Annotated in this window: 30 protein-coding genes; 6 read left to right on the forward strand and 24 right to left on the reverse strand. The window is 43.7% G+C overall.

Features of this window, described 5'->3' with window-relative positions; translation table 11 throughout:
• Positions 1-147: 147 nt before the first annotated feature.
• The 9 genes from AACS00_RS10110 to AACS00_RS10145 all read right to left on the reverse strand — a co-directional run bounded on the left by AACS00_RS10110 (position 148) and on the right by AACS00_RS10145 (position 7729).
• Positions 148-2220, reverse strand: a complete 2073-nt coding sequence (locus tag AACS00_RS10110; protein WP_110167304.1) for a portal protein — start codon at positions 2218-2220, stop codon at positions 148-150.
• A complete protein-coding gene (locus AACS00_RS10115) occupies positions 2220-3899 on the reverse strand; it encodes a terminase (protein ID WP_110167305.1) in 1680 nt (559 codons plus the stop codon). Before AACS00_RS10115 ends, AACS00_RS10110 begins: the two co-directional genes overlap by 1 nt.
• Complete coding sequence (locus tag AACS00_RS10120) at positions 3896-4783, reverse strand: terminase (RefSeq protein WP_110167306.1); 888 nt, start codon at positions 4781-4783, stop codon at positions 3896-3898. Before AACS00_RS10120 ends, AACS00_RS10115 begins: the two co-directional genes overlap by 4 nt.
• A gap of 268 nt (positions 4784-5051) precedes the next feature.
• Positions 5052-5366 (reverse strand): Rz1-like lysis system protein LysC, encoded by a 315-nt coding sequence (lysC, locus tag AACS00_RS16755; RefSeq protein ID WP_445285991.1) that lies wholly within the window; start codon positions 5364-5366, stop codon positions 5052-5054.
• On the reverse strand, positions 5251-5532 hold the full coding sequence (locus AACS00_RS10125; protein WP_146205772.1) for a hypothetical protein: 282 nt from the start codon (positions 5530-5532) through the stop codon (positions 5251-5253). Before AACS00_RS10125 ends, lysC begins: the two co-directional genes overlap by 116 nt.
• Before the next feature lie 34 nt (positions 5533-5566).
• The gene (locus AACS00_RS10130) at positions 5567-6124 is read right to left on the reverse strand and encodes a glycoside hydrolase family protein (RefSeq protein ID WP_110167309.1); all 558 of its coding nucleotides are present in this window, start codon (positions 6122-6124) and stop codon (positions 5567-5569) included.
• Positions 6114-6362: a hypothetical protein gene (locus tag AACS00_RS10135; RefSeq protein ID WP_110167310.1), complete on the reverse strand. Its 249-nt coding sequence runs from the start codon at positions 6360-6362 to the stop codon at positions 6114-6116. Before AACS00_RS10135 ends, AACS00_RS10130 begins: the two co-directional genes overlap by 11 nt.
• A gap of 130 nt (positions 6363-6492) precedes the next feature.
• Positions 6493-7185: a hypothetical protein gene (locus tag AACS00_RS10140; RefSeq protein ID WP_110167311.1), complete on the reverse strand. Its 693-nt coding sequence runs from the start codon at positions 7183-7185 to the stop codon at positions 6493-6495.
• A 79-nt stretch (positions 7186-7264) separates the two neighbouring features.
• Positions 7265-7729: a DUF2127 domain-containing protein gene (locus AACS00_RS10145; protein WP_110167312.1), complete on the reverse strand. Its 465-nt coding sequence runs from the start codon at positions 7727-7729 to the stop codon at positions 7265-7267.
• A gap of 326 nt (positions 7730-8055) precedes the next feature.
• On the opposite strand from AACS00_RS10145, the gene AACS00_RS10150 reads away from it, so the two are divergent.
• Entirely contained in the window at positions 8056-8286 is a 231-nt protein-coding gene (locus AACS00_RS10150) for a PAS factor family protein (protein ID WP_110167313.1), read from the forward strand.
• Between the two features lie 113 nt (positions 8287-8399).
• On the opposite strand, the gene AACS00_RS10155 is transcribed toward AACS00_RS10150, so the two are convergent.
• Positions 8400-8675: a putative quinol monooxygenase gene (locus AACS00_RS10155; protein WP_110167314.1), complete on the reverse strand. Its 276-nt coding sequence runs from the start codon at positions 8673-8675 to the stop codon at positions 8400-8402.
• A 206-nt stretch (positions 8676-8881) separates the two neighbouring features.
• Here AACS00_RS10155 and AACS00_RS10160 point away from each other — a divergent pair, with 206 nt between their 5' ends.
• The 4 genes from AACS00_RS10160 to AACS00_RS10175 all read left to right on the forward strand — a co-directional run bounded on the left by AACS00_RS10160 (position 8882) and on the right by AACS00_RS10175 (position 10107).
• Positions 8882-9124: a type II toxin-antitoxin system ParD family antitoxin gene (locus tag AACS00_RS10160; protein WP_002044787.1), complete on the forward strand. Its 243-nt coding sequence runs from the start codon at positions 8882-8884 to the stop codon at positions 9122-9124.
• Positions 9121-9420: a type II toxin-antitoxin system RelE/ParE family toxin gene (locus AACS00_RS10165; RefSeq protein WP_000802131.1), complete on the forward strand. Its 300-nt coding sequence runs from the start codon at positions 9121-9123 to the stop codon at positions 9418-9420. Before AACS00_RS10160 ends, AACS00_RS10165 begins: the two co-directional genes overlap by 4 nt.
• A gap of 182 nt (positions 9421-9602) precedes the next feature.
• Positions 9603-9824: a TA system antitoxin ParD family protein gene (locus tag AACS00_RS10170; protein ID WP_105977314.1), complete on the forward strand. Its 222-nt coding sequence runs from the start codon at positions 9603-9605 to the stop codon at positions 9822-9824.
• Entirely contained in the window at positions 9817-10107 is a 291-nt protein-coding gene (locus AACS00_RS10175; protein WP_105977313.1) for a type II toxin-antitoxin system RelE/ParE family toxin, read from the forward strand. Before AACS00_RS10170 ends, AACS00_RS10175 begins: the two co-directional genes overlap by 8 nt.
• A 77-nt stretch (positions 10108-10184) precedes the next feature.
• Here the strand turns inward: AACS00_RS10175 and AACS00_RS10180 are convergent, their stop codons facing one another.
• From AACS00_RS10180 to AACS00_RS10245, 14 genes are all read right to left on the reverse strand, one after another.
• Positions 10185-10448 carry a Txe/YoeB family addiction module toxin gene (locus AACS00_RS10180; protein ID WP_110167316.1) on the reverse strand — a complete coding sequence of 88 codons (264 nt, stop codon included), beginning with the start codon at positions 10446-10448 and terminating at the stop codon, positions 10185-10187.
• On the reverse strand, positions 10441-10695 hold the full coding sequence (locus AACS00_RS10185) for a type II toxin-antitoxin system Phd/YefM family antitoxin (RefSeq protein ID WP_110167317.1): 255 nt from the start codon (positions 10693-10695) through the stop codon (positions 10441-10443). Before AACS00_RS10185 ends, AACS00_RS10180 begins: the two co-directional genes overlap by 8 nt.
• Positions 10696-10899: 204 nt before the next feature.
• A complete protein-coding gene (locus AACS00_RS10190) occupies positions 10900-11241 on the reverse strand; it encodes a hypothetical protein (RefSeq protein WP_254618174.1) in 342 nt (113 codons plus the stop codon).
• A gap of 118 nt (positions 11242-11359) precedes the next feature.
• Positions 11360-11677 carry a hypothetical protein gene (locus tag AACS00_RS10195; protein WP_110167319.1) on the reverse strand — a complete coding sequence of 106 codons (318 nt, stop codon included), beginning with the start codon at positions 11675-11677 and terminating at the stop codon, positions 11360-11362.
• Between the two features lie 167 nt (positions 11678-11844).
• Positions 11845-12612, reverse strand: coding sequence for a TIGR02642 family protein (locus tag AACS00_RS10200; protein ID WP_110167320.1), 768 nt, complete (start codon positions 12610-12612; stop codon positions 11845-11847).
• Positions 12609-13055: a VRR-NUC domain-containing protein gene (locus AACS00_RS10205; RefSeq protein WP_110167321.1), complete on the reverse strand. Its 447-nt coding sequence runs from the start codon at positions 13053-13055 to the stop codon at positions 12609-12611. Before AACS00_RS10205 ends, AACS00_RS10200 begins: the two co-directional genes overlap by 4 nt.
• Positions 13052-13342, reverse strand: a complete 291-nt coding sequence (locus AACS00_RS10210; RefSeq protein WP_110167322.1) for a nuclease domain-containing protein — start codon at positions 13340-13342, stop codon at positions 13052-13054. Before AACS00_RS10210 ends, AACS00_RS10205 begins: the two co-directional genes overlap by 4 nt.
• Positions 13339-13935 (reverse strand): DUF1367 family protein, encoded by a 597-nt coding sequence (locus AACS00_RS10215; RefSeq protein WP_110167323.1) that lies wholly within the window; start codon positions 13933-13935, stop codon positions 13339-13341. Before AACS00_RS10215 ends, AACS00_RS10210 begins: the two co-directional genes overlap by 4 nt.
• 190 nt (positions 13936-14125) lie before the next feature.
• Positions 14126-14452: a hypothetical protein gene (locus AACS00_RS10220; protein WP_110167325.1), complete on the reverse strand. Its 327-nt coding sequence runs from the start codon at positions 14450-14452 to the stop codon at positions 14126-14128.
• Entirely contained in the window at positions 14449-14823 is a 375-nt protein-coding gene (locus AACS00_RS10225) for a hypothetical protein (protein ID WP_110167326.1), read from the reverse strand. The genes AACS00_RS10220 and AACS00_RS10225 overlap by 4 nt, the downstream gene beginning before the upstream one ends.
• Before the next feature lie 18 nt (positions 14824-14841).
• Positions 14842-15675: a hypothetical protein gene (locus AACS00_RS10230; RefSeq protein WP_110167327.1), complete on the reverse strand. Its 834-nt coding sequence runs from the start codon at positions 15673-15675 to the stop codon at positions 14842-14844.
• A complete protein-coding gene (locus AACS00_RS10235) occupies positions 15675-15872 on the reverse strand; it encodes a hypothetical protein (protein ID WP_110167328.1) in 198 nt (65 codons plus the stop codon). The genes AACS00_RS10230 and AACS00_RS10235 overlap by 1 nt, the downstream gene beginning before the upstream one ends.
• Complete coding sequence (locus tag AACS00_RS10240) at positions 15862-16260, reverse strand: hypothetical protein (RefSeq protein WP_181397543.1); 399 nt, start codon at positions 16258-16260, stop codon at positions 15862-15864. The genes AACS00_RS10235 and AACS00_RS10240 overlap by 11 nt, the downstream gene beginning before the upstream one ends.
• A complete protein-coding gene (locus AACS00_RS10245; protein WP_110167330.1) occupies positions 16181-16525 on the reverse strand; it encodes a helix-turn-helix transcriptional regulator in 345 nt (114 codons plus the stop codon). Before AACS00_RS10245 ends, AACS00_RS10240 begins: the two co-directional genes overlap by 80 nt.
• Positions 16526-16644: 119 nt before the next feature.
• On the opposite strand from AACS00_RS10245, the gene AACS00_RS10250 reads away from it, so the two are divergent.
• Positions 16645-17304, forward strand: a complete 660-nt coding sequence (locus AACS00_RS10250) for a LexA family protein (protein WP_309048869.1) — start codon at positions 16645-16647, stop codon at positions 17302-17304.
• Positions 17305-17527 lie beyond the last annotated feature (223 nt).

The following is a 17527-nucleotide window of genomic DNA, read 5'->3' on the forward strand; positions in this document are numbered from 1 at the left end:
GCTTTCTCCTGTGTAGACGTATCGCTGTCTGTGCGGTTAAACACTCTCGAAAGAATGCTTAACGACAGAAACAAAAAAGCCCCGACCAGTTAAGGGCGAGGCTTCACATCATGGACAAAATCTACTCTACTTTTCGGCGGCGTTCAATTACAACGTCAGCGCATCCAATTGCTGTTCAATCATAGTGGCCCATTGATTACGAATTTGCTGCAACTCTTGGTCCATTCGTTCGATCTCTTGCAGTAGCTTGCCTGTTTCCGCTTGCGTTTTCGCGTCACGATAACGCGCTGAGTTAGCCGCGGCCTGCTCTTTTTCTGCTACTGCCATGGATTTTTGCACTTCTGCTTCTAGCTTCTGCACTTTCGCCTCCATCTCACGCATAGCCAGCTGCATTTGCGCCTCTTGTTGCTGCTGTTGCGCCTCCATCGCGGCAATTTCTTCTTCGCTCATTTCATCTTGCGGTTTCTGAATACCAATTGCGTCACGTACTCTGTCAATGAACTCTGCTTTGTTTGGAATATCGGTAAGCTCAGCGACGAGATCGATAACAGCGACTTGCACTTCCGGTGGCATCTGTGCCGTGATTTGCATCATTCGATCGGCAAGCTGCTGCTTGTATGCTGCAGTTTGCTGCACTGGCGCAAGGGCAATGTGCGTTCTTAGTTTTGCAATGTCGTTCGTTAACCCTTCTTCGGTCTCTTGATTGACAATGACTTGCTTACGTTTGCGCGGATCATCTCGATTAATGGTGATCGGCACATTGCGTTTACCTTTCATGTCTTCAATGAGATAGCTAAGAATAAGCTCACCCAGTAACTGACACGAGTAACGGTAATTGTCGTTAATCTCAGCAAGCGTTGTTGCACCCTGCTCCACCAAGTTAGCAATAGCAACGCCAGACTGACTGGTTTGGCCTTGGCCAAGGAATGCAGCATAAACGCCCATGGTGTCTTGTATGAGCTTCATCGACTCTTGCATGACATTAAACTGCTGCTGAGCAATATTAAAATCTTGCTCAACTCTAAAAGCCTCAGCAACCGATTTGTTGTTTTTACGGTCTGGGTTTAGCTCGATATAGCCATCCGCTCGTTCAACTTCATCTAGCACCTTTTCACGGCTCATGTTCGTTGCATCTTTGTCAGCGATAACGCGCTTAGCTTGCAAAAGCCAGGTGAGTTTAATGCGTCTAAAGTTAACTTCATCTTGAGCGGGTATGGCGCGAGCGACGAGGCCGTAAGGCTCACCATTGGCATCTTTGCGATAACCAAAGAACGGGACGATGGGAAATAAGCCTTGCGGTGCATCGCAATCTTTATCGCCTAAGTGATGTGGGCCTGCATACCAACTTTCAATGATCCGGCTTACTTGAGCCATACGAACGTTCGCTTTGCCCATTGCTGCCGCCGTGGCATGAAGCAGATTGTTTTTATCAAACTCAATCACGCGCCCATTTTGCAACTCTATTACTGCTTTTCGTTCCATTGTGCGGTAATAAATTACCTGCAGTCGGATACGCTTACGGTTTTGAGAGAGCCATTCTGTTTGCTGGCGACTGTACCCTTTAAACTCTTCATAAGCATTGACAAGATTAGCGTCCATCCCCTCAATGAGATTGGTCTCGACAAACCCATGCCAGCCGTTCGCGGCATTTTTAATGATGTCTTTTTTATCTGGGACTATCGTCATTAGCTCATCAACATCAATCCAGCGACAGCGCATTACCCAGCGAGCATCTGACCAGTCCGATTCTTTTGATAGCCAGTCCCAATAGATTTCATCGCGAGGTATGTTTTTGATTTTGTATTTGGGACCAAAGAGATTTTCATTGCGGTACACTTCAACCGCGCCAAAACCGCATTTGATTTGTGATGCATAAGCTTCTGATCTTGCTTTATCTAACTTGGCTAACCGACACACATCCTTGAACTGTTCGTTAATAGCCTCAGCCAATTCATCAAACTCTTTACTCGGGTCGTCAGCAAGGACAAGCAGATCTGTCCTCGTCTTGGCTTCCATCCCCAAAACCCCATCGACAGTTGGCGCGATTAAGTTGTGCATAGTCATTGGTTGATTGCGTTCTTTAAGTACTGCAACGACTTGCGGCGCTAGCTGATCGCCATCGTAGTACGCGCACGCTTTGTTTGCATTGGTTCGCCAGTTCGGCTGAGCATCAATATCCGACATAATATTGAGTAGCTTTTGTTGTTCGATTTTTTTCATTAGTGCGCCATCCAGTGTTTAGATTTGTCGCGTTGAATTGGGGTGTCTTGGTAAGTGGCGGGCATTCTTGCTCGCATCTCTTGAGCAATGGCATAGCTCATGACCTGATCGTCAAAGCAGCCTTCTTGAGCGCCCATTGAGCCATTTTTTTGATAGACGTAGGTGGTAATTTCACTGATTGTGCCAATCCAGCGGATCCCGGACTGACGATTGCGAAGTAGGGTTTTTAATCCCTCGGTTAAAATTGGCTTGCTGTACTTGGTTGTGAGCCAGCCAAGCTTGACGGTTTCATCTTCATTCGCTCTATCAATATATTGCTCAGAGTAAATACGGCTGATTTTGTAGTGCTTTTTAAACTCAAGGATAAAGGCATGGCCGTGATTGTTTCGCTCTGGACCTGCATAAGCCCAGTTGTAAAGCTTACCGATGTGCGCTGCAAGCTGTGCAAAAAGCTCGACATCGAGATACCCGTACCAATGGGCCACTTGCTCGCCAGTGCTTCGCTTAACAACGTCAAGACTGCAGCGGTCACCGTGCTCAAGGCCTTCTGCAATATCGATACCCATCGCATAATCTTCATCCTTATCGGGCAGCTCCCAAACCAGCAGCATGTTCATGACTGAGTTTTGCCCTTGTTCGTCCATGGTCTCTGGCTTATTAGCCTTAACCATGTTGCCCGTTACTGGCTCGATATCGTAGATGATGATTGGATTCATCGTATCGCCTTCGGCTTGCATGGTATGAAGTGAATCGAAGACTCTTCGACCAGACGTTAAGAAAGCTTCAAGCGGCGTAGACGGAAATTCTTGCTTCATCTCATCACGCTGCTCGGCCTCTTTCAACACGTACCACTGGCGCTGCTCATCATCGATGACGCAATTCATAGCGTCCTCGACAGCATCAAAGTACTCTCGCTGAGTTTTGCTCATAACAAGCCCAGACTCAGGAACCTTGGCGCGATACTTTGGATCTTGCCACCACGCGAAGAAATGAAACTTCCAATCCAACTGTGTCAGTGGCTTTTCACTGCGACTCATCTCAAGCGACTTCATCGTCATCGTGTAAAAGTCGCCGCCCACGCCCTCTGCAGTAGACTCAATAAAAGCGATACAGCCAGGGTGAACCGCGTTAAGCGTACCGGTACGAACCTCTTTCGCTTTCGCGGGGTATTTAGCACAAATTTTGCCATGCTCTGAAACGTGTAAACGATGAACCGTACCAGAACGAAAGGACGTAGCAACTTGAATGCTAGAGCCATGCTCAAAGACAATGAAACCACCCGTTGTTCCTGAGCGTCGGCTTTTGACTTTGAATCGCGTCTTAAGCCAAGCTGGCAAGTTATCAAACGGCACCTCAATCTTGGTTCGATAAATCTCACCGGACGCGGATTGATCTTGTGCGATGATCCCGCATTTGAGGTTGTTATTAAAAAGCGCTTCATCAAGCAGATAAATATCAATCGCTGTCGAGAAACCAAGTTGCCGTGCTTTTAAAATGATGTTGAGATACCACATCATCTCAAAGAGAAGTCGCTGAGCAGGCCGAAGTCGGAAGCGAACTAACTGCCCTTGCTCATTCTCGATCATGTAGAGATTATCGAGACGCCACCATTTATCTCTGAGCTTTTCTTCTATCTCGAGACGTTCCGCGTCTGAAACATCTTCAAACTGATGTGTCATTGCTGTTTGCTCATCAAACCATCGCTGCCCATGGCGCGAATATCATCAAGAATTTGTGACACCGGTGTATCATCGCCTTTACCCTCATTGCTTATCTTGTCAGCCTCAAGGCCAAGTTTGCGAGCGGCATTCTCGACGCGTTTTGTGTCAGCGACGATATGAGGAACTTTAACCGTATCTATCCGTAATCCTGAAAGCGTACGGGTGATAGATTCAATCCGACTTGTCAGTGATGCCATTCCGCTGTCGATACGCGCATAAGCCTCATACAACGAAACCCTATCCTTTACTGAGCTGGCGTTTTTGATATCACTCATACATTGAGCCAGTGCTTCCGCTCCCGACTGCAAACGAACGCGGCACAGCTCCAGCTCATCTTGTAAATCAGCAATAGCGGCTGCATCGAACTTTTCCAGCTCTTCTTCTTTGAAGTACTTAGCGTAAATGCCATGCTTTCTTGCTCTCGCATTGCCTGGCTCTGCTGAATTACTGGGATTTGGATTGCCAGCGTTACCGACTGATATTTTATGGCCTGGGCGAAAACGACCGCTTTCATCCCGTTCACCCAATCCCATGTCATGTTCGTTAGCATTCTTTTGAGGTTGCAACGGTGTGTCATTTTGTTTGTGACCATTTTTCCGCGTCACTTTTTTCTGATCTGCTTTTTGCGCATATTGCGCACTTCTGATTTGCGCAGAGTGTTTCCTTGCGTTTTGCGCAGTGCGCTGCGCAGTTTCATCGTGCGCAGTCTTGCGTACTTTGATGTAGCGACGTGCGGAGTTGTAATTGAGCCCTTGAGTTTCGCACCACTCTTTTGCCGATATGCCAGTTCTCGCGTGGGCAACTTCGAATTTCTTTTGTAATAGTTCCCAGTTGTTTGACATGTCACTCTCTTAGTTCTTTCTTGGCTGCTCGTTAGAGAGCTCTCCTTCTACTACCCAATCTCCTATAACCGGACGATGGGTAGTTGGAATGCAGATACGCTCACCCGATGAGAGTCTTACCCGGGCTGATTGGCCGTTATAGCCAATAACAGCGTTAACTTTGCCTGTGCGCTTTGCTTTCATCAGTTTTGTAGCTCTCGTGTTAAACATAATCGGAGCCACTACCCGAATGGCTCCTGTTATGTATATTCTTGTGCGCCAATATCATTCAGCCTGGTTTGTTCTTGAGGGTTCTCCACTTGAGATACTCATCAGCTTGAGCGGCGCACTCGCTGAGCGCTGATTTCAGTCTCGGAATATCTTCAGTAACGACGTCTGGCCATGTCCCAATCACTTGCGGCTTGTAGCATGGAAGGATTAATCCTTCGGGCGGGAGAATGTATTCAGTAACCACTATAGGGTCTGGTTTAATAGGGCTCGCGCAAGCGTTCAGTAACAGTGGGAGGGACAACGCAGCGACTATCCGCCATCTCGCCCCTAAGGTGTGTGATTTCATTACGTAGGCTCTCTTTTTCTTGCGCATTTCGCTGCGCTCTTTCAGTGAGTAGTTGACTCATGCGCTCGCGATCGTCACTTATTTGCTGATTGATTGTGCGCTGCACGTGAAAATTCGCTCTTGCGATCGCGGCTCTTTCACTGAGCATGATGATTTCCGCTCGTTGTGCTTTGAGCTGTATCCACATAGACACAAGGATTACCCCGAAAATGCCGGTGATGATGAGGTTAGTGCGCATTGAGCTGTTCGATGATTTCACTATCAAGTGGAAGCTGACCCAGCCTTATGAGCGCATCGTTAATCGATATCTGCCCAAGACAAAGTTGGGTCACGATTTCTCTACGAGTCACAATTCCTCGACAGTTCCACTGCGGATCGCGGCAATTGCGGAGCTCACCGTTGATTCGCACATAGACCCAGCGATTAGGCTCCATGCAGGCATTTGGATAGTCAGCGTTCTGCAGGAAGCGATACATCGTGCTATGGCTAAATGCGCCAGTGCCGAGGTTGTAAGACATATCCAGTGAAGCGAGGTGAACATTGGCGGGTAAGCGTTGGGGAATTTTCTCAAGTGGGGCGTTGTGTTTGTTGAGAGATTGAATAAACATCACCTGACAATGCTCATCCGTAAACTCGTCACCGGGTTTGATATTAAGCGTTTCGCCCCAGCAAGCGGTCCACACTCCCCCGCTATCTTGGTATGCAATGCGGTTGTAACCCTCAAAACCGCCCGTTATACCGATCGCAGCAGCGATTAACGCCGTAGTCAGCTTGTTATAACGCATTGGCGAGTCGCTTAGTGACGCGAATACGATAGAGCGTAACCACAATACCGAGAGCGCCCATAACGATACCGGCTATCGTAGCGATATCAGAGCCGTAGAGTGTGTAATCACCCGCTAATATTTGTGAAATGCTGGAATTTAACAAAGATTGCGCACTTTGCGCAGATTTAGCAGCACTGACTCCGACCGTCGTTCCAGTGCCAGTAGCGATAGCAATCGTGGCTTTATCTAGTGACATTGTCACCCCCAAATGACAGGCATAAAAAAACCCCGCCGAGTGGGCGAGGTTGTGCATCTTGTAAACATTTTGCCTGATTTTTGGGTTCAGTCAATGACGGCTTGTTTATGAAAAAACAGTTAAACTATCCTTATATGGAATAACCATTATAATAAATAGCAATGGCATAGGGTATAATCGCGATATAGTGAAATAACACTACCACCCCATCTAGTATGATAGAAAATGGTGTAACTAATATTTTACCAACTTTCACTGCAGTTGAATCTGGTATTAAACTTTGGATTTTCACATACAATGGTGTATCTAGCATTTTAAATGGAAGCTCACCATCAACTTCATATAGTTCACTTTCAAAATAAAAGTCTCTTGGTATTAAACGCCATCCCGTGCTTTCTACTCCTGATATCAATCCTGTGTGATCATAATATTGTATAATCCCTAAGCGCTCTAACTTACTGGTTAACTCACTATCAACGTGAGTAGGTACCTGAGTCATCCCACTAAGAGAAAGCTTCCCCTTTAAAAGGCTATTTTCATCTAACACGAGAGATGCTAAATTGAATCTAATATCTATAAATTCTTTCGTTTCAAGGTATGAGCTCATCAGCTCATTCGAGTTTATAATATAACTGTGCTTTCCCCCGAGAAGAATCAACCTTGAGTAATCATCATCAATATAAACGCCTTTAATCGTTTCTTGATAATATTTATCGCCCCACAATCTATTATAGTTTGAATTATTAATAGATGATTGACTAGCGCAACCAATAGTAAAGAATATTAAAGCTATTATTATTATAATCTTCTTAAATAAATACATTCTTGCTCCATAAAATTTTTATCGTATCATTTCTACTGATTGTTTAGACAATTAAGCCTCCCCTCATCAACAAGAGCAATCATCTACTGACATTCATTCTTTTTTTCATAAAAACAACTCTAGCCATGTAAGTCACGACAATGATGTTTACAACGAAAATGCTCACTCCCAGCATGCTTGGACGCACAACCATTTCATATACTTCGAAAGGCAGATAAATCGCACCACTCAACAAAGCAAACCATTCAGTCCAAACATACGATTTCCATAAACCATAAGCTTCTACAAAACGAATGAAAGAGTATGCTAACGCACCTAAAGAGATAAGCTTAATATTGGTATTAGAGAGATCGCTCACTGCCGTAATGAAAATACTTGGGAGATGACTCGCTGGATTTAGGTGAGCATGCCTAACTATGGATTCTGCTAATTCTTGCAAGTTATCGCCAACAAGAAAATGTAAGCCAATAGCTACAACTAGAGAGAGTAGACCTTTGCCCCCTTCTAAAATTGCCACGGCTTTAAGGCCGACCATGGATTTCATAATAATCCCTTTAAATCTACAAAGAAAAAAACACTAGTATCACCCAAATTGGCCACAGTAAAAATGAGCGCTTTTCCTGAACATTTACACATAGTTCAGACCCATTTTATTTCAATCCATTGATAATAATGGATTCAAGCATAAACAACATACAAATGCACTTGATCTATAACACCGTAAACAATTAATTCAGTTAGGTCCGCAGATACTACACGTTGCAAATCTCACTTTTTAACAGTTTGTTATGTGATTGTTGCACCAGAATTGTCATCAATTACCAGCTAGAATCTTATGCGCCCTGTTAACTATTATAAAAAGGACATCCCATGAAAACGCTTATTTATGAAACCCTTGTCAACCTTGCAAGCCAGGAACCGGAACAACATGCGCAAATACGACAAAACCTTTACGATCAGTTAGGCTTACCTTTTGAAAAACAACTTACTTTATATTCTCAGGCTCTTGGACCTGCTGGCTCAGGAAAACTTGAAAATGAGCAAGCAATGAGCAACGCCGTAGAAAGCGTAATCCAATTGTTTGAAACTTCTAAAGACTAAAGGCCTTCCAGTTGCAATACGGCTCATTCGCTTCGGGCCGTTTTAATTTCCACCTCACCGTATGACACTGAAACCAGCGCACAATAACAGTGATACGCGTGGGAATTATGCATTCACTCAAAGATTTCATAATAACGCTCAACGTTTACCGTCACCTTGCCCCAATTAGAAGCTTTAACTCTTTTCTGATGATGCTCGAAAGCAGCTTTATCAGTAAACTCTTCGTAAACGTCAAAACGAAGAGGATTTTCTGAATTTTCAGTGACACTAAACGTGATGCAACCAGCCTCTTCTAGAGTAAGACGCTTATGGTTTACCAACTCATTTTTTACCAATTCAAGATCCGATTCAGGAACTAAAATAAAGCCTTTTAATGTTACTTTTGACATTAATTTCCTCATGACGCATAACGCCCGCATTAAGGGGCAGCTAACGCTACTACCAAGCTCCCGAATACCACCGTAATCACTAAAACCAACGCATAGTAAAAATACCACGCGTTGGCTGTCCCTCTTGGAGCGTTCGTATACGCCTTGCCTTCGAAGCCATTTAATACCATAATTAGGTACTTCTTGGTACTTTTGGGGATAAATTTATGGCTAAGAACACAAGTATTACCCTTGGTGAACACTTTGATGGCTTTATTACAAACCAAATTCAAAGTGGGCGTTATGGCTCTGCAAGTGAAGTTATTCGCTCAGCTTTGCGTTTACTCGAAAACCAAGAGACTAAACTGCAGACTCTCCGTCAACTACTGGTTGAAGGTGAACAAAGTGGTGACGCTGATTATGACCTTGATAGTTTCATCAATGAACTTGATAGTGAAACTAATCGATGAAACCATTTAATCTTACAACTGCAGCCAAAACTGATTTACGTGATATCGCTTTATTTACTCAACGCCGTTGGGGCAAAGAGCAGCGAAACATCTACTTAAAGCAATTTGACGATTCATTTTGGCTTTTGGCTGAAAATCCCGACATCGGCAAATCATGTGATGAAATTCGAGATGGTTACCGTAAATTTCCTCAAGGTAGCCATGTGATTTTTTATCAGCAAACGGGCAGCCAACAGATTAGAGTCGTCCGTATTTTACATAAGAGTATGGATGTTAACCCGATCTTTGGCGCATAACGCAACGTTAAGGGGCAGACAACGCCACTACCAACTTTCAGCATAACATCGTAACCACAAATGCCAACTCATAGTAAAAATGCCGCGCGTTGGCTGTCCCTCTTGAAGCGCTTGTATGATTCACATTGCTACCCATGTAGCGTTACGCTACAATCATTCAAAACTTACAAGAGGATTATATCATGTCAACTGCAAGCATACGTCTTGATCAAGAACTCGTCGATAAAGCAGCTATAATGGCTAAAGCCCTGAATCGTACCACGCCTAAACAAATTGAGCATTGGGCTAAAATTGGAGAAATGATGGAAGACAATCCAGATCTACCCTATGAATTTGTGAGACAAGCCATTATTGCGAAAGCTGAAAAAGAAGCTGGCAAACTTGAGGCTTACAACTTTGGCTAAAATAACACAGGTTCTTCAGACTCCATCTTTCAAAAAAACAGTCAAAAAACTGCACCAAAATCAAAAGGTGGATCTCGATAATGCCGTCAAAGCACTGATCGAGAATCCGCTTTTAGGTGAACAAAAGAAAGGCGATTTATCCTTTCTTAGAGTCTATAAATTTAAGATGGTAAAACAATTGACCCTACTAGGTTACAGTTATCAAGATGGCACGGTTACCCTTGAATTGATAGCACTCGGTTCACACGAAAACTTCTATCGTGATGTTAAGTTGTTTTACTGAATCTGAATGAATCGTAACGCCCATTAAATAGCCCGAAACCCACTACTACTAAGCTCAATCAAAAAACGCAACCTACACTAATAGTGGTAACGGCACGAAATGATAGTGATAGCGCTATCATCAACCGCATAGACTAACCTATTCGTATCATCTATTCGTCGCGACCAGAAACCAGATAAATTTTCTTTTAGTGATTCAGGTTTACCTATGCCATCGAAAGGCGAACGCTTAACGTCCGTGATGAGTTTATTTATACGTTTAAGTGTTTTCTTGTCTTGCGTCTGCCAATAAACATAATCATTCCAAGATTCATCAGTCCAAGATAATAAACGACTACTCATCAATTAAATCTCTTTGACTCACCTTACTCGCTTTAAATTGAGCGATTGAACGATGTAAGTGCTCAGCATTTGCCGGAGAACGAAGTAAATGAACCGTTTCCATTAAGCTATTGTAATAATCCAGTGACATAACAACGGCATCTTCAGCATCACGACGTGTGATCACGGTTGTATCCGCGTCATTAACGACAGCATCTAAAACACTCTTTAGGCTATTTCGAGCTTCCGTAAAAGATACAATTCTCATAAAACCTCCACATGTACACTTAATAAGACAAGTATATGACTAAAAAATCAACTTGTACAGTCAGTGGTACATGCGAACTTTTATAAACAACTAACACTTGGTCAAGGTGTGAATAAGGTAACCATTGCAACCATAAACTGCTGTAACCACAAAAAGAAACGCATGGCATAAATACCATGCGTTTCTTTTTATAATTGAGGCATGTCATACGTTAGTGATTTTATCAAAGCCCATGTAAATAGCTGAAAAAGCCAAGACAGCGTAAACTAACAGAAATGAGAAAATAAAAATCACACTTTTTAGAGCACTGCTTCTGGTGTCGCAAAAAGCTTCACATGCCTCCTTAAATGAAAATATCATGTACGTAAAGGCAGATAAACTTAGAAGAACCATAACTGATTTAATAACAATCTCATTGGAATCTGGGCTACCTAACCCTTTACTTATTAAACCTGCCGCCAAAAACATTGCAACTGGAGCTACCAGCCTTTTTATAGCTTTATCAACAATATTTAGTGTTTCTGTCAAACCTATCTCTCCAATCATATAACCCCCTGTTAAGGTGTGAGTAAAACAATGCCGAAGCTCCCGAATACCACCTTAATCACTAAAACCAACGCATAGTAAAAATGCCACACATTGACTGTCTACACTGAGGCATTTTTTATAAATCATTTAGCGTAATATAAACTACCTGTTTTGGATTTCCGACCTTAGTGCAGTCCTCATCAATTTGATCAGCTAACTCATCGCCATAGTTATCACGAATATAGGAAAGCACCTCTGAGCGACTAAATGTTGAGGCTCCTTTAGATTCACCATAGTAAACTTTTCCATAGTCAAACTTTACACACCCATGTTTTTGCAAAAGAGGTTTAATTTCTTCTTTTAGTAACTTTTCTTGATGAAAAAGGGTTTTAATCTGACGTTTTAATTCAATTAACTTGTTAGCTAACTGCTCGATTTCTTTATTGTCACCCATAACCTAACCATCTGTTGATTAAAATGTAATTCCGGATTACTCATAACACTCATTGTTCTGACGGCAGTATTAGTCCCTCCAGAATGCCGACTTTAATCTATCACTTCAATTTAAAATAAATAGTGATGCATTTCGAAAGTTATGCAATTTAATGACTAAAACATCCCCTAAAGCACCGTCCTTTCTGCCATCAGTCTGTTTTCTAGCGCATCTGCTGCATTTAGCTCGCACTGACAATAAAACGAAACAAGATCGGTGATCACCGGCTGATAGGTTCTAGTAAAATCTTGCTCAGTGATACGTGCTCCCATCTGTCTAAACTCTGAGTAAATGCGCTCTCGCGTTGGTTTAAAATAACCAATCCCATCACACGCATCACATCCCTTGTTGGCGCTAATGCCAGTCCCACCGCATTTTGGGCAATTCAGGGACTGACTTGCTTTTAGCTCTGCATAGGATAAAAGCTGCTGCTTTTCTTTTTCGATATCATCAAGATGCCTATCTATCATGTACTGCAACTTAGCGTTACCTGAACGCTCCATAGATTTAATGCGCTCGCGCCATGTTGAAATAAGCTTTTGAGAGCGTTTTGCCCTTCCCCCATATTGCTTATGCAAGGAACGTAATTTAACGCGCTGAGAATGAAGCGGTTTTTGCATTACTAGGCAATAAACGATATGCGCAACAATTGAAGCGTGAGCAACGTGCTCTTGCTTTACCTTATCGAGAATATGCGCAGACAAGGTTTTCTCTGCAGCAAGGTCGTTAAGATAACGCGCTTCAATAATCACCCGTCCTACAGGATACCCATGCAGCTCTGTTGATATCGCCCCAAGTATCACATCTGGCGTTAACCGTGTTTGTCCTGATTTTCTTTCGATGAATATTGGCTTGGGGGAGTGTAACTTGCTCAACAATTCCACGGCATAATTCATAGATCACCTGTCATATACTCAATAATTACTTGTTTTGCTTGCTCAGCACCCTTCGGAAATACGGTGAGATACCCTTGCTTGATGAGTTTTTCGCTCATTACCTTTTGTGCGTCAGAGATAGTTGAACGGTAGGGCTCTGGCGCTTTCATTTCGATGCGCAAGCCGTGATAACCACATCTGGCCACATCAAATACATAATCGGCATAACCGGAAGTGCCGCCCATCTCGATAAAGTCTTTGCGCGCTTTTGGGCCTCTCTTCCCCTCATTGGGAATGTGAGTGAGATAGTCAGCAATCATAATGTCGTCGATCACCGTATTTTGCGCCCACTGATAAAACGCTCGACACTCAGCGGTTTCTATCTCGCGCACTTTACGCTTAGCCTTATCACCAACCATCGTGACATGCTTTCCGGCTATCTTCTCAATATCATAAGGATTCATGAAAATGCCAAAAGCCCCTGTTCAATCATGCTCTCTTGAGTCTCTTCCATCGCCCTTAGCTTGTCTGCGGCATAAGCCTCCCTACCTCGTCGATCAATCTCGGCATGACAATCAGAGCAAGCGTAAACCACCATGTTGTCACCGGCTTTAATTCCCATACCTCGGCGAACACCAATATGCGCAGCCACTGTAGTTTCAGGATTGAAGTTACAAATACCCACTAAGCGCAAAGTGCATGGCTTACCTCGCGCCGACTGCATGATTTTTTGACTACGAACAAGTGTCATACATACCCCAACATCTGATTAACTACGTTTTCCATCTCTGCTTCACTGCCGAGATAACCGCCTGGTCTTACAATCTGATTCCAAATCACATTGAACGAGGCACGGTAAAGCTCGTTAAATTCGTGATCATCCATGTTGGCAAAGCTGATGGATTTCGGTTCTTTGCGAATAGCACCGTTTGGCAGCATGATCACCGAATAAAACCCAGCCTCCACAACGACCCAACGTCGATAAGCAAGAAAACTTTTCTCCGTCGCATAGCTAGATCTTTTTTCTCTCAACTTAGTCGTGAATGCTTTTTGGCATTCCTCAAGCACGTCTTCGTAACCCAGTAGCTCAGATAAGAAGCCGGTATAGTTATCCAGCAGCTTGTTTTCGCTTGGGCATAACGTGCCACCTATTGGCTCCCAGTAGTCAAAACCTAGCTTGAGTAGCGCCATGTATTTACGATGAAACTGCGGATTTCGAACCTTATTAGGTAGCTTGGGAAACTCAATCACATCACCAACTCGGTAGCGTTTTATTATTTCATCATCTTCTGGTGAGAGAGGGGCCAATCCTCCCGTTTTGCTTCGAACAAGAGATAGGCTCATTCGTCATCTTCCCGATCGTTACGCTGAGACTCACCAGAAATGCAATACAGCGTATATGCAGAAACACATGCGCAAACATAAGAGCCTATTGCTTTCCACCCGTCAGACAGTTGAGCGTTGCTAAGCAAGAATCCGGTTGCAATAGCAACAATCGACACAATAAAAAACATCGATAACAAACGAGACTTAATCATACTTCCACCCCGATCTTCTCTACGACTTTCCAGAGCGTCTGTGCCGGAACTAAACGATAGCGCCAGACCTGTTTTTTGTTCACCACTTGCAAGTTTTTCTGCTTCACCAAACCATGTTTTGAGGGACTGACTTCTCGAAGCCTTGCAGAAATGGCGGCTTGGGTATCTCTGTCTGGATAGTGCGCGTGGATCATCTCTTCAATCTCACGCAGCGTATGCCAGCTGCCACTATCAACCATGACGGCGACGACTCGACCAAACTGTGAGGAACTGAAATTGATCCGCTCAGCGTACTTGCTACGCTTCCACTGCTCTAAACTCATGCTACCCGCCCCTTTTTCATGCTCGCCTTCCAGTGCTGAAAAAGATGTTTAGATACATGGCGATCTTTGTCGATTTCATAACACCAGTTCAGCCAGTGATTAACCACGGCTCTGGTTGGCAACAGCTGATAACGGTAAATCCGTATATCGTGACTTTTGGCAAGCTCAAGCAGTGTGTTGACGTGTTTACTTGGCGCACCGTTTTTGGTCCATTCTCGAACCGCTCCGTAAGACACATTGCAAACTCGCGAAATGTGGAAGATGGCGTCTCCCCGCTCCATCGGCATCAATCGAATAAGTGAATTTATTGCACTCGCTTTCAGCTCGTTTCGCATGAGCCGATATTCGTCATCGGTAAAATTAATGGTCATTGGTCGTTACCTTTAAAATCAAAACGTTGGTTTTTTTCCTTGCTCAATCAGCTGCTGCCGAAACCGCTCCGAGGGACTAAGTTTTGGCCAGCGTTCGAGTCGAGGTGGTTTTTTAGGTGGCGAGTTCTGCTCTGCCATCGTTGGGGCGATTGGCACAAGGCGTTCAATCCAATCCACTTCAAAGCCTTGCCAGCCTCGTTCAGCGCAAAGGCCGAGTACATCATCGACGCTCATGCCGAGTCGTTGGTGTGCTTTGAAGAGTTTTGATGCCAGTCGGTTGATCACGGTTTGAGTGATAGGCGCTCGTTTTTTGTCGCGCATGATTTTCCAGTCACGGAAGACTTGATCGCTCGGAGGTGATGGCCAGCAAGAAAAATCGAATTCTGTTTTTTTTGGTTTACTTTTTTCTTTACTGATCTTGATACTCTGATCACTGGTATTCTTATATGCGGGATTTTTTTCCCTACCTAGTGGGGATTTTTCTCCCGACCTAGTAGGGATATTTTTCCCGCCTTGGTCGGGATTATTTTCCCCATCTCCTTCATGTTTATTCCACTGTTTTCCTTTGTCTGTTATTCGAACAAGAGGGCGATTTTGATGAGTGATACGTTCAATTAAGCCTGCCTTTTCAAGTGCGGCCATATGTCTTTTCACCGTATCAGGCTTATCCGTCAGGATAGGAAGTTCACAAATAACTTTATCTTTGCCTGACCACCAAAATGCCTCCCCATTAATGACCGTACATTTCCCCCACGTGGGGAGATCATGTAAGTAGCTAAATAGAATGGCCTGCTGAACATTCAGCCCCCATTCCATCGCTTTAGCTTGATTAATAAATAGGGAAAAGCGCATTAGTGCACTCCTTCAACTTTCCTCGAAAAATCAAAGGGATTATCAGTCCCCGACCCTAGCATTTGTTCAGCCATTCTTGCGCGGATCTGATCGCGGCGTTCGCCAGAATAAATAGCGGCTTGCTCAACGACTAATTCCACAAAATCGCTATGATTAAGAGCAGGCTTTCTCGCCTGCCCTGTAGTGTTATTGCTCATGTTGATATTTAACCCCGCGATCGTGTGATGAAGAGATGTGAATGACGGTATAATCACCATTCACGGTATATGGTTTGTGGTTTTCGAGTTGTTCGAAGAAATCCAGCCGTTCACCTCCCATTTTTTCCCATGCACTCATTACCCGATCTTTTAAATCAGGCTCACTGTTTAAAAGTGCGATCACCGCCTCGATCACCAACACATTACAAAGCACCGCTTTCTGAGCGCTGACTTCATTAGCTATCGCGGAAAGAAACGCACTCTCACCATAAGTAAAACGTGTCTTAATTTGTGCAACCCGCACTTTGTCAAACGGCAGTCCTTCCATGCCGACCATGCGGTTTATCTTTAAGTTCTCGATTTTTTCTAGGATGTTGGTCACTTTCATTGGTCGTTACCTTTTGATAGGGGCCGTCTAGCGGCTTGCTTGTAGTTAAACTATTTTTATGTTTTGGGTTGGGGAATACGTCATCGAATGAACAATGTGCACCGAGTTGGTTTAGGGCATTAACAATCTTCCAGCACTGATTGAAATCCGGAGTCCTTCTATTTGACTCATAGTGATAAACGGCACCTGGCTCAGTTCCAATCATTTCAGCTAGGTCATTAACAGAGATATTTACCTTTTTTCTTATCTCTCTAATTTGCTGCATTTTTCCACCTCCGGTAGCACCAAACCAACAATATACATTATGTACACAAAACCATCAACATAATGTACATAGTGTGCGTTGCCTGTTTTTGTACATTTTGTATATTTAAGAGTATGAAAATGAATTGGACAGATCTGGTAAAAGCCAGAATTAAAGAAGTGGGGATAACCCAAGAAAAATTGGCCGAGTTAGTTGAAGTAACTCCTGGTGGGATAGGTCATTGGCTAAATAAAAGGCGCGAGCCTTCCTTAGAACAGATCGCAAAAATACTAAAAGCATTAAAGCTCGATTCATTAACTTTACACTCTGACGGTACTTTAGAATATCCCGATCAAGTAATAGCCAACGTGTCTAAGGTAGAGATTCAACCTGTATATAAGGCATGCTTTCCTGTACTTAGCTCAGTTCAGGCCGGTGCATGGACAGAAGCTTGTGAACCTTACATCTTGGCAGATATTAGTGAGTGGCATGAAACTACCGAGAGAACCAGCGAGCGCTGTTTTTGGTTAAAGGTGGAAGGCGACTCAATGACATCTGCAACGGGAGTTAGTTTCCCCGAAGGGACGTTAGTATTAGTCGATACTGAGCGCGATCACGAGAATGGCTCTTTAGTGGTAGCGAAGCTAGAAGATGTCAACGAAGCTACTTTCAAGAAGCTAGTCCTTGATGCTGGGCAGCGCTTTCTAAAACCCTTAAATACCAACTACCCTATCATGTCAGTGAATGGAAACTGCCGCATCATCGGTGTGGTTGTGGATGCTAAGTTAAAACTATTTTAAATAGCTCTCAGTTTTATCGATTAAGAATCAACTCGATCCAGCCTTACTTCGTTGAGTATTCGAGAGACTGCTAGCAAGTTTCTGCCCCAAAACGTGTTTAGTCGAGCGTCGCAAATGAGCGAATAGAAGATCTTTGGTCTTTATATTGAGAAGCACTGCAATTGAACATTTACCATGATTCCATTGCTCAGCTTTTTGTCGCATTGGCGACGGCAACCAAAAA

It is taken from the genome of Vibrio sp. 11986-1-5 (assembly GCF_963878025.1).
Lineage (GTDB): Bacteria > Pseudomonadota > Gammaproteobacteria > Enterobacterales > Vibrionaceae > Vibrio > Vibrio injensis.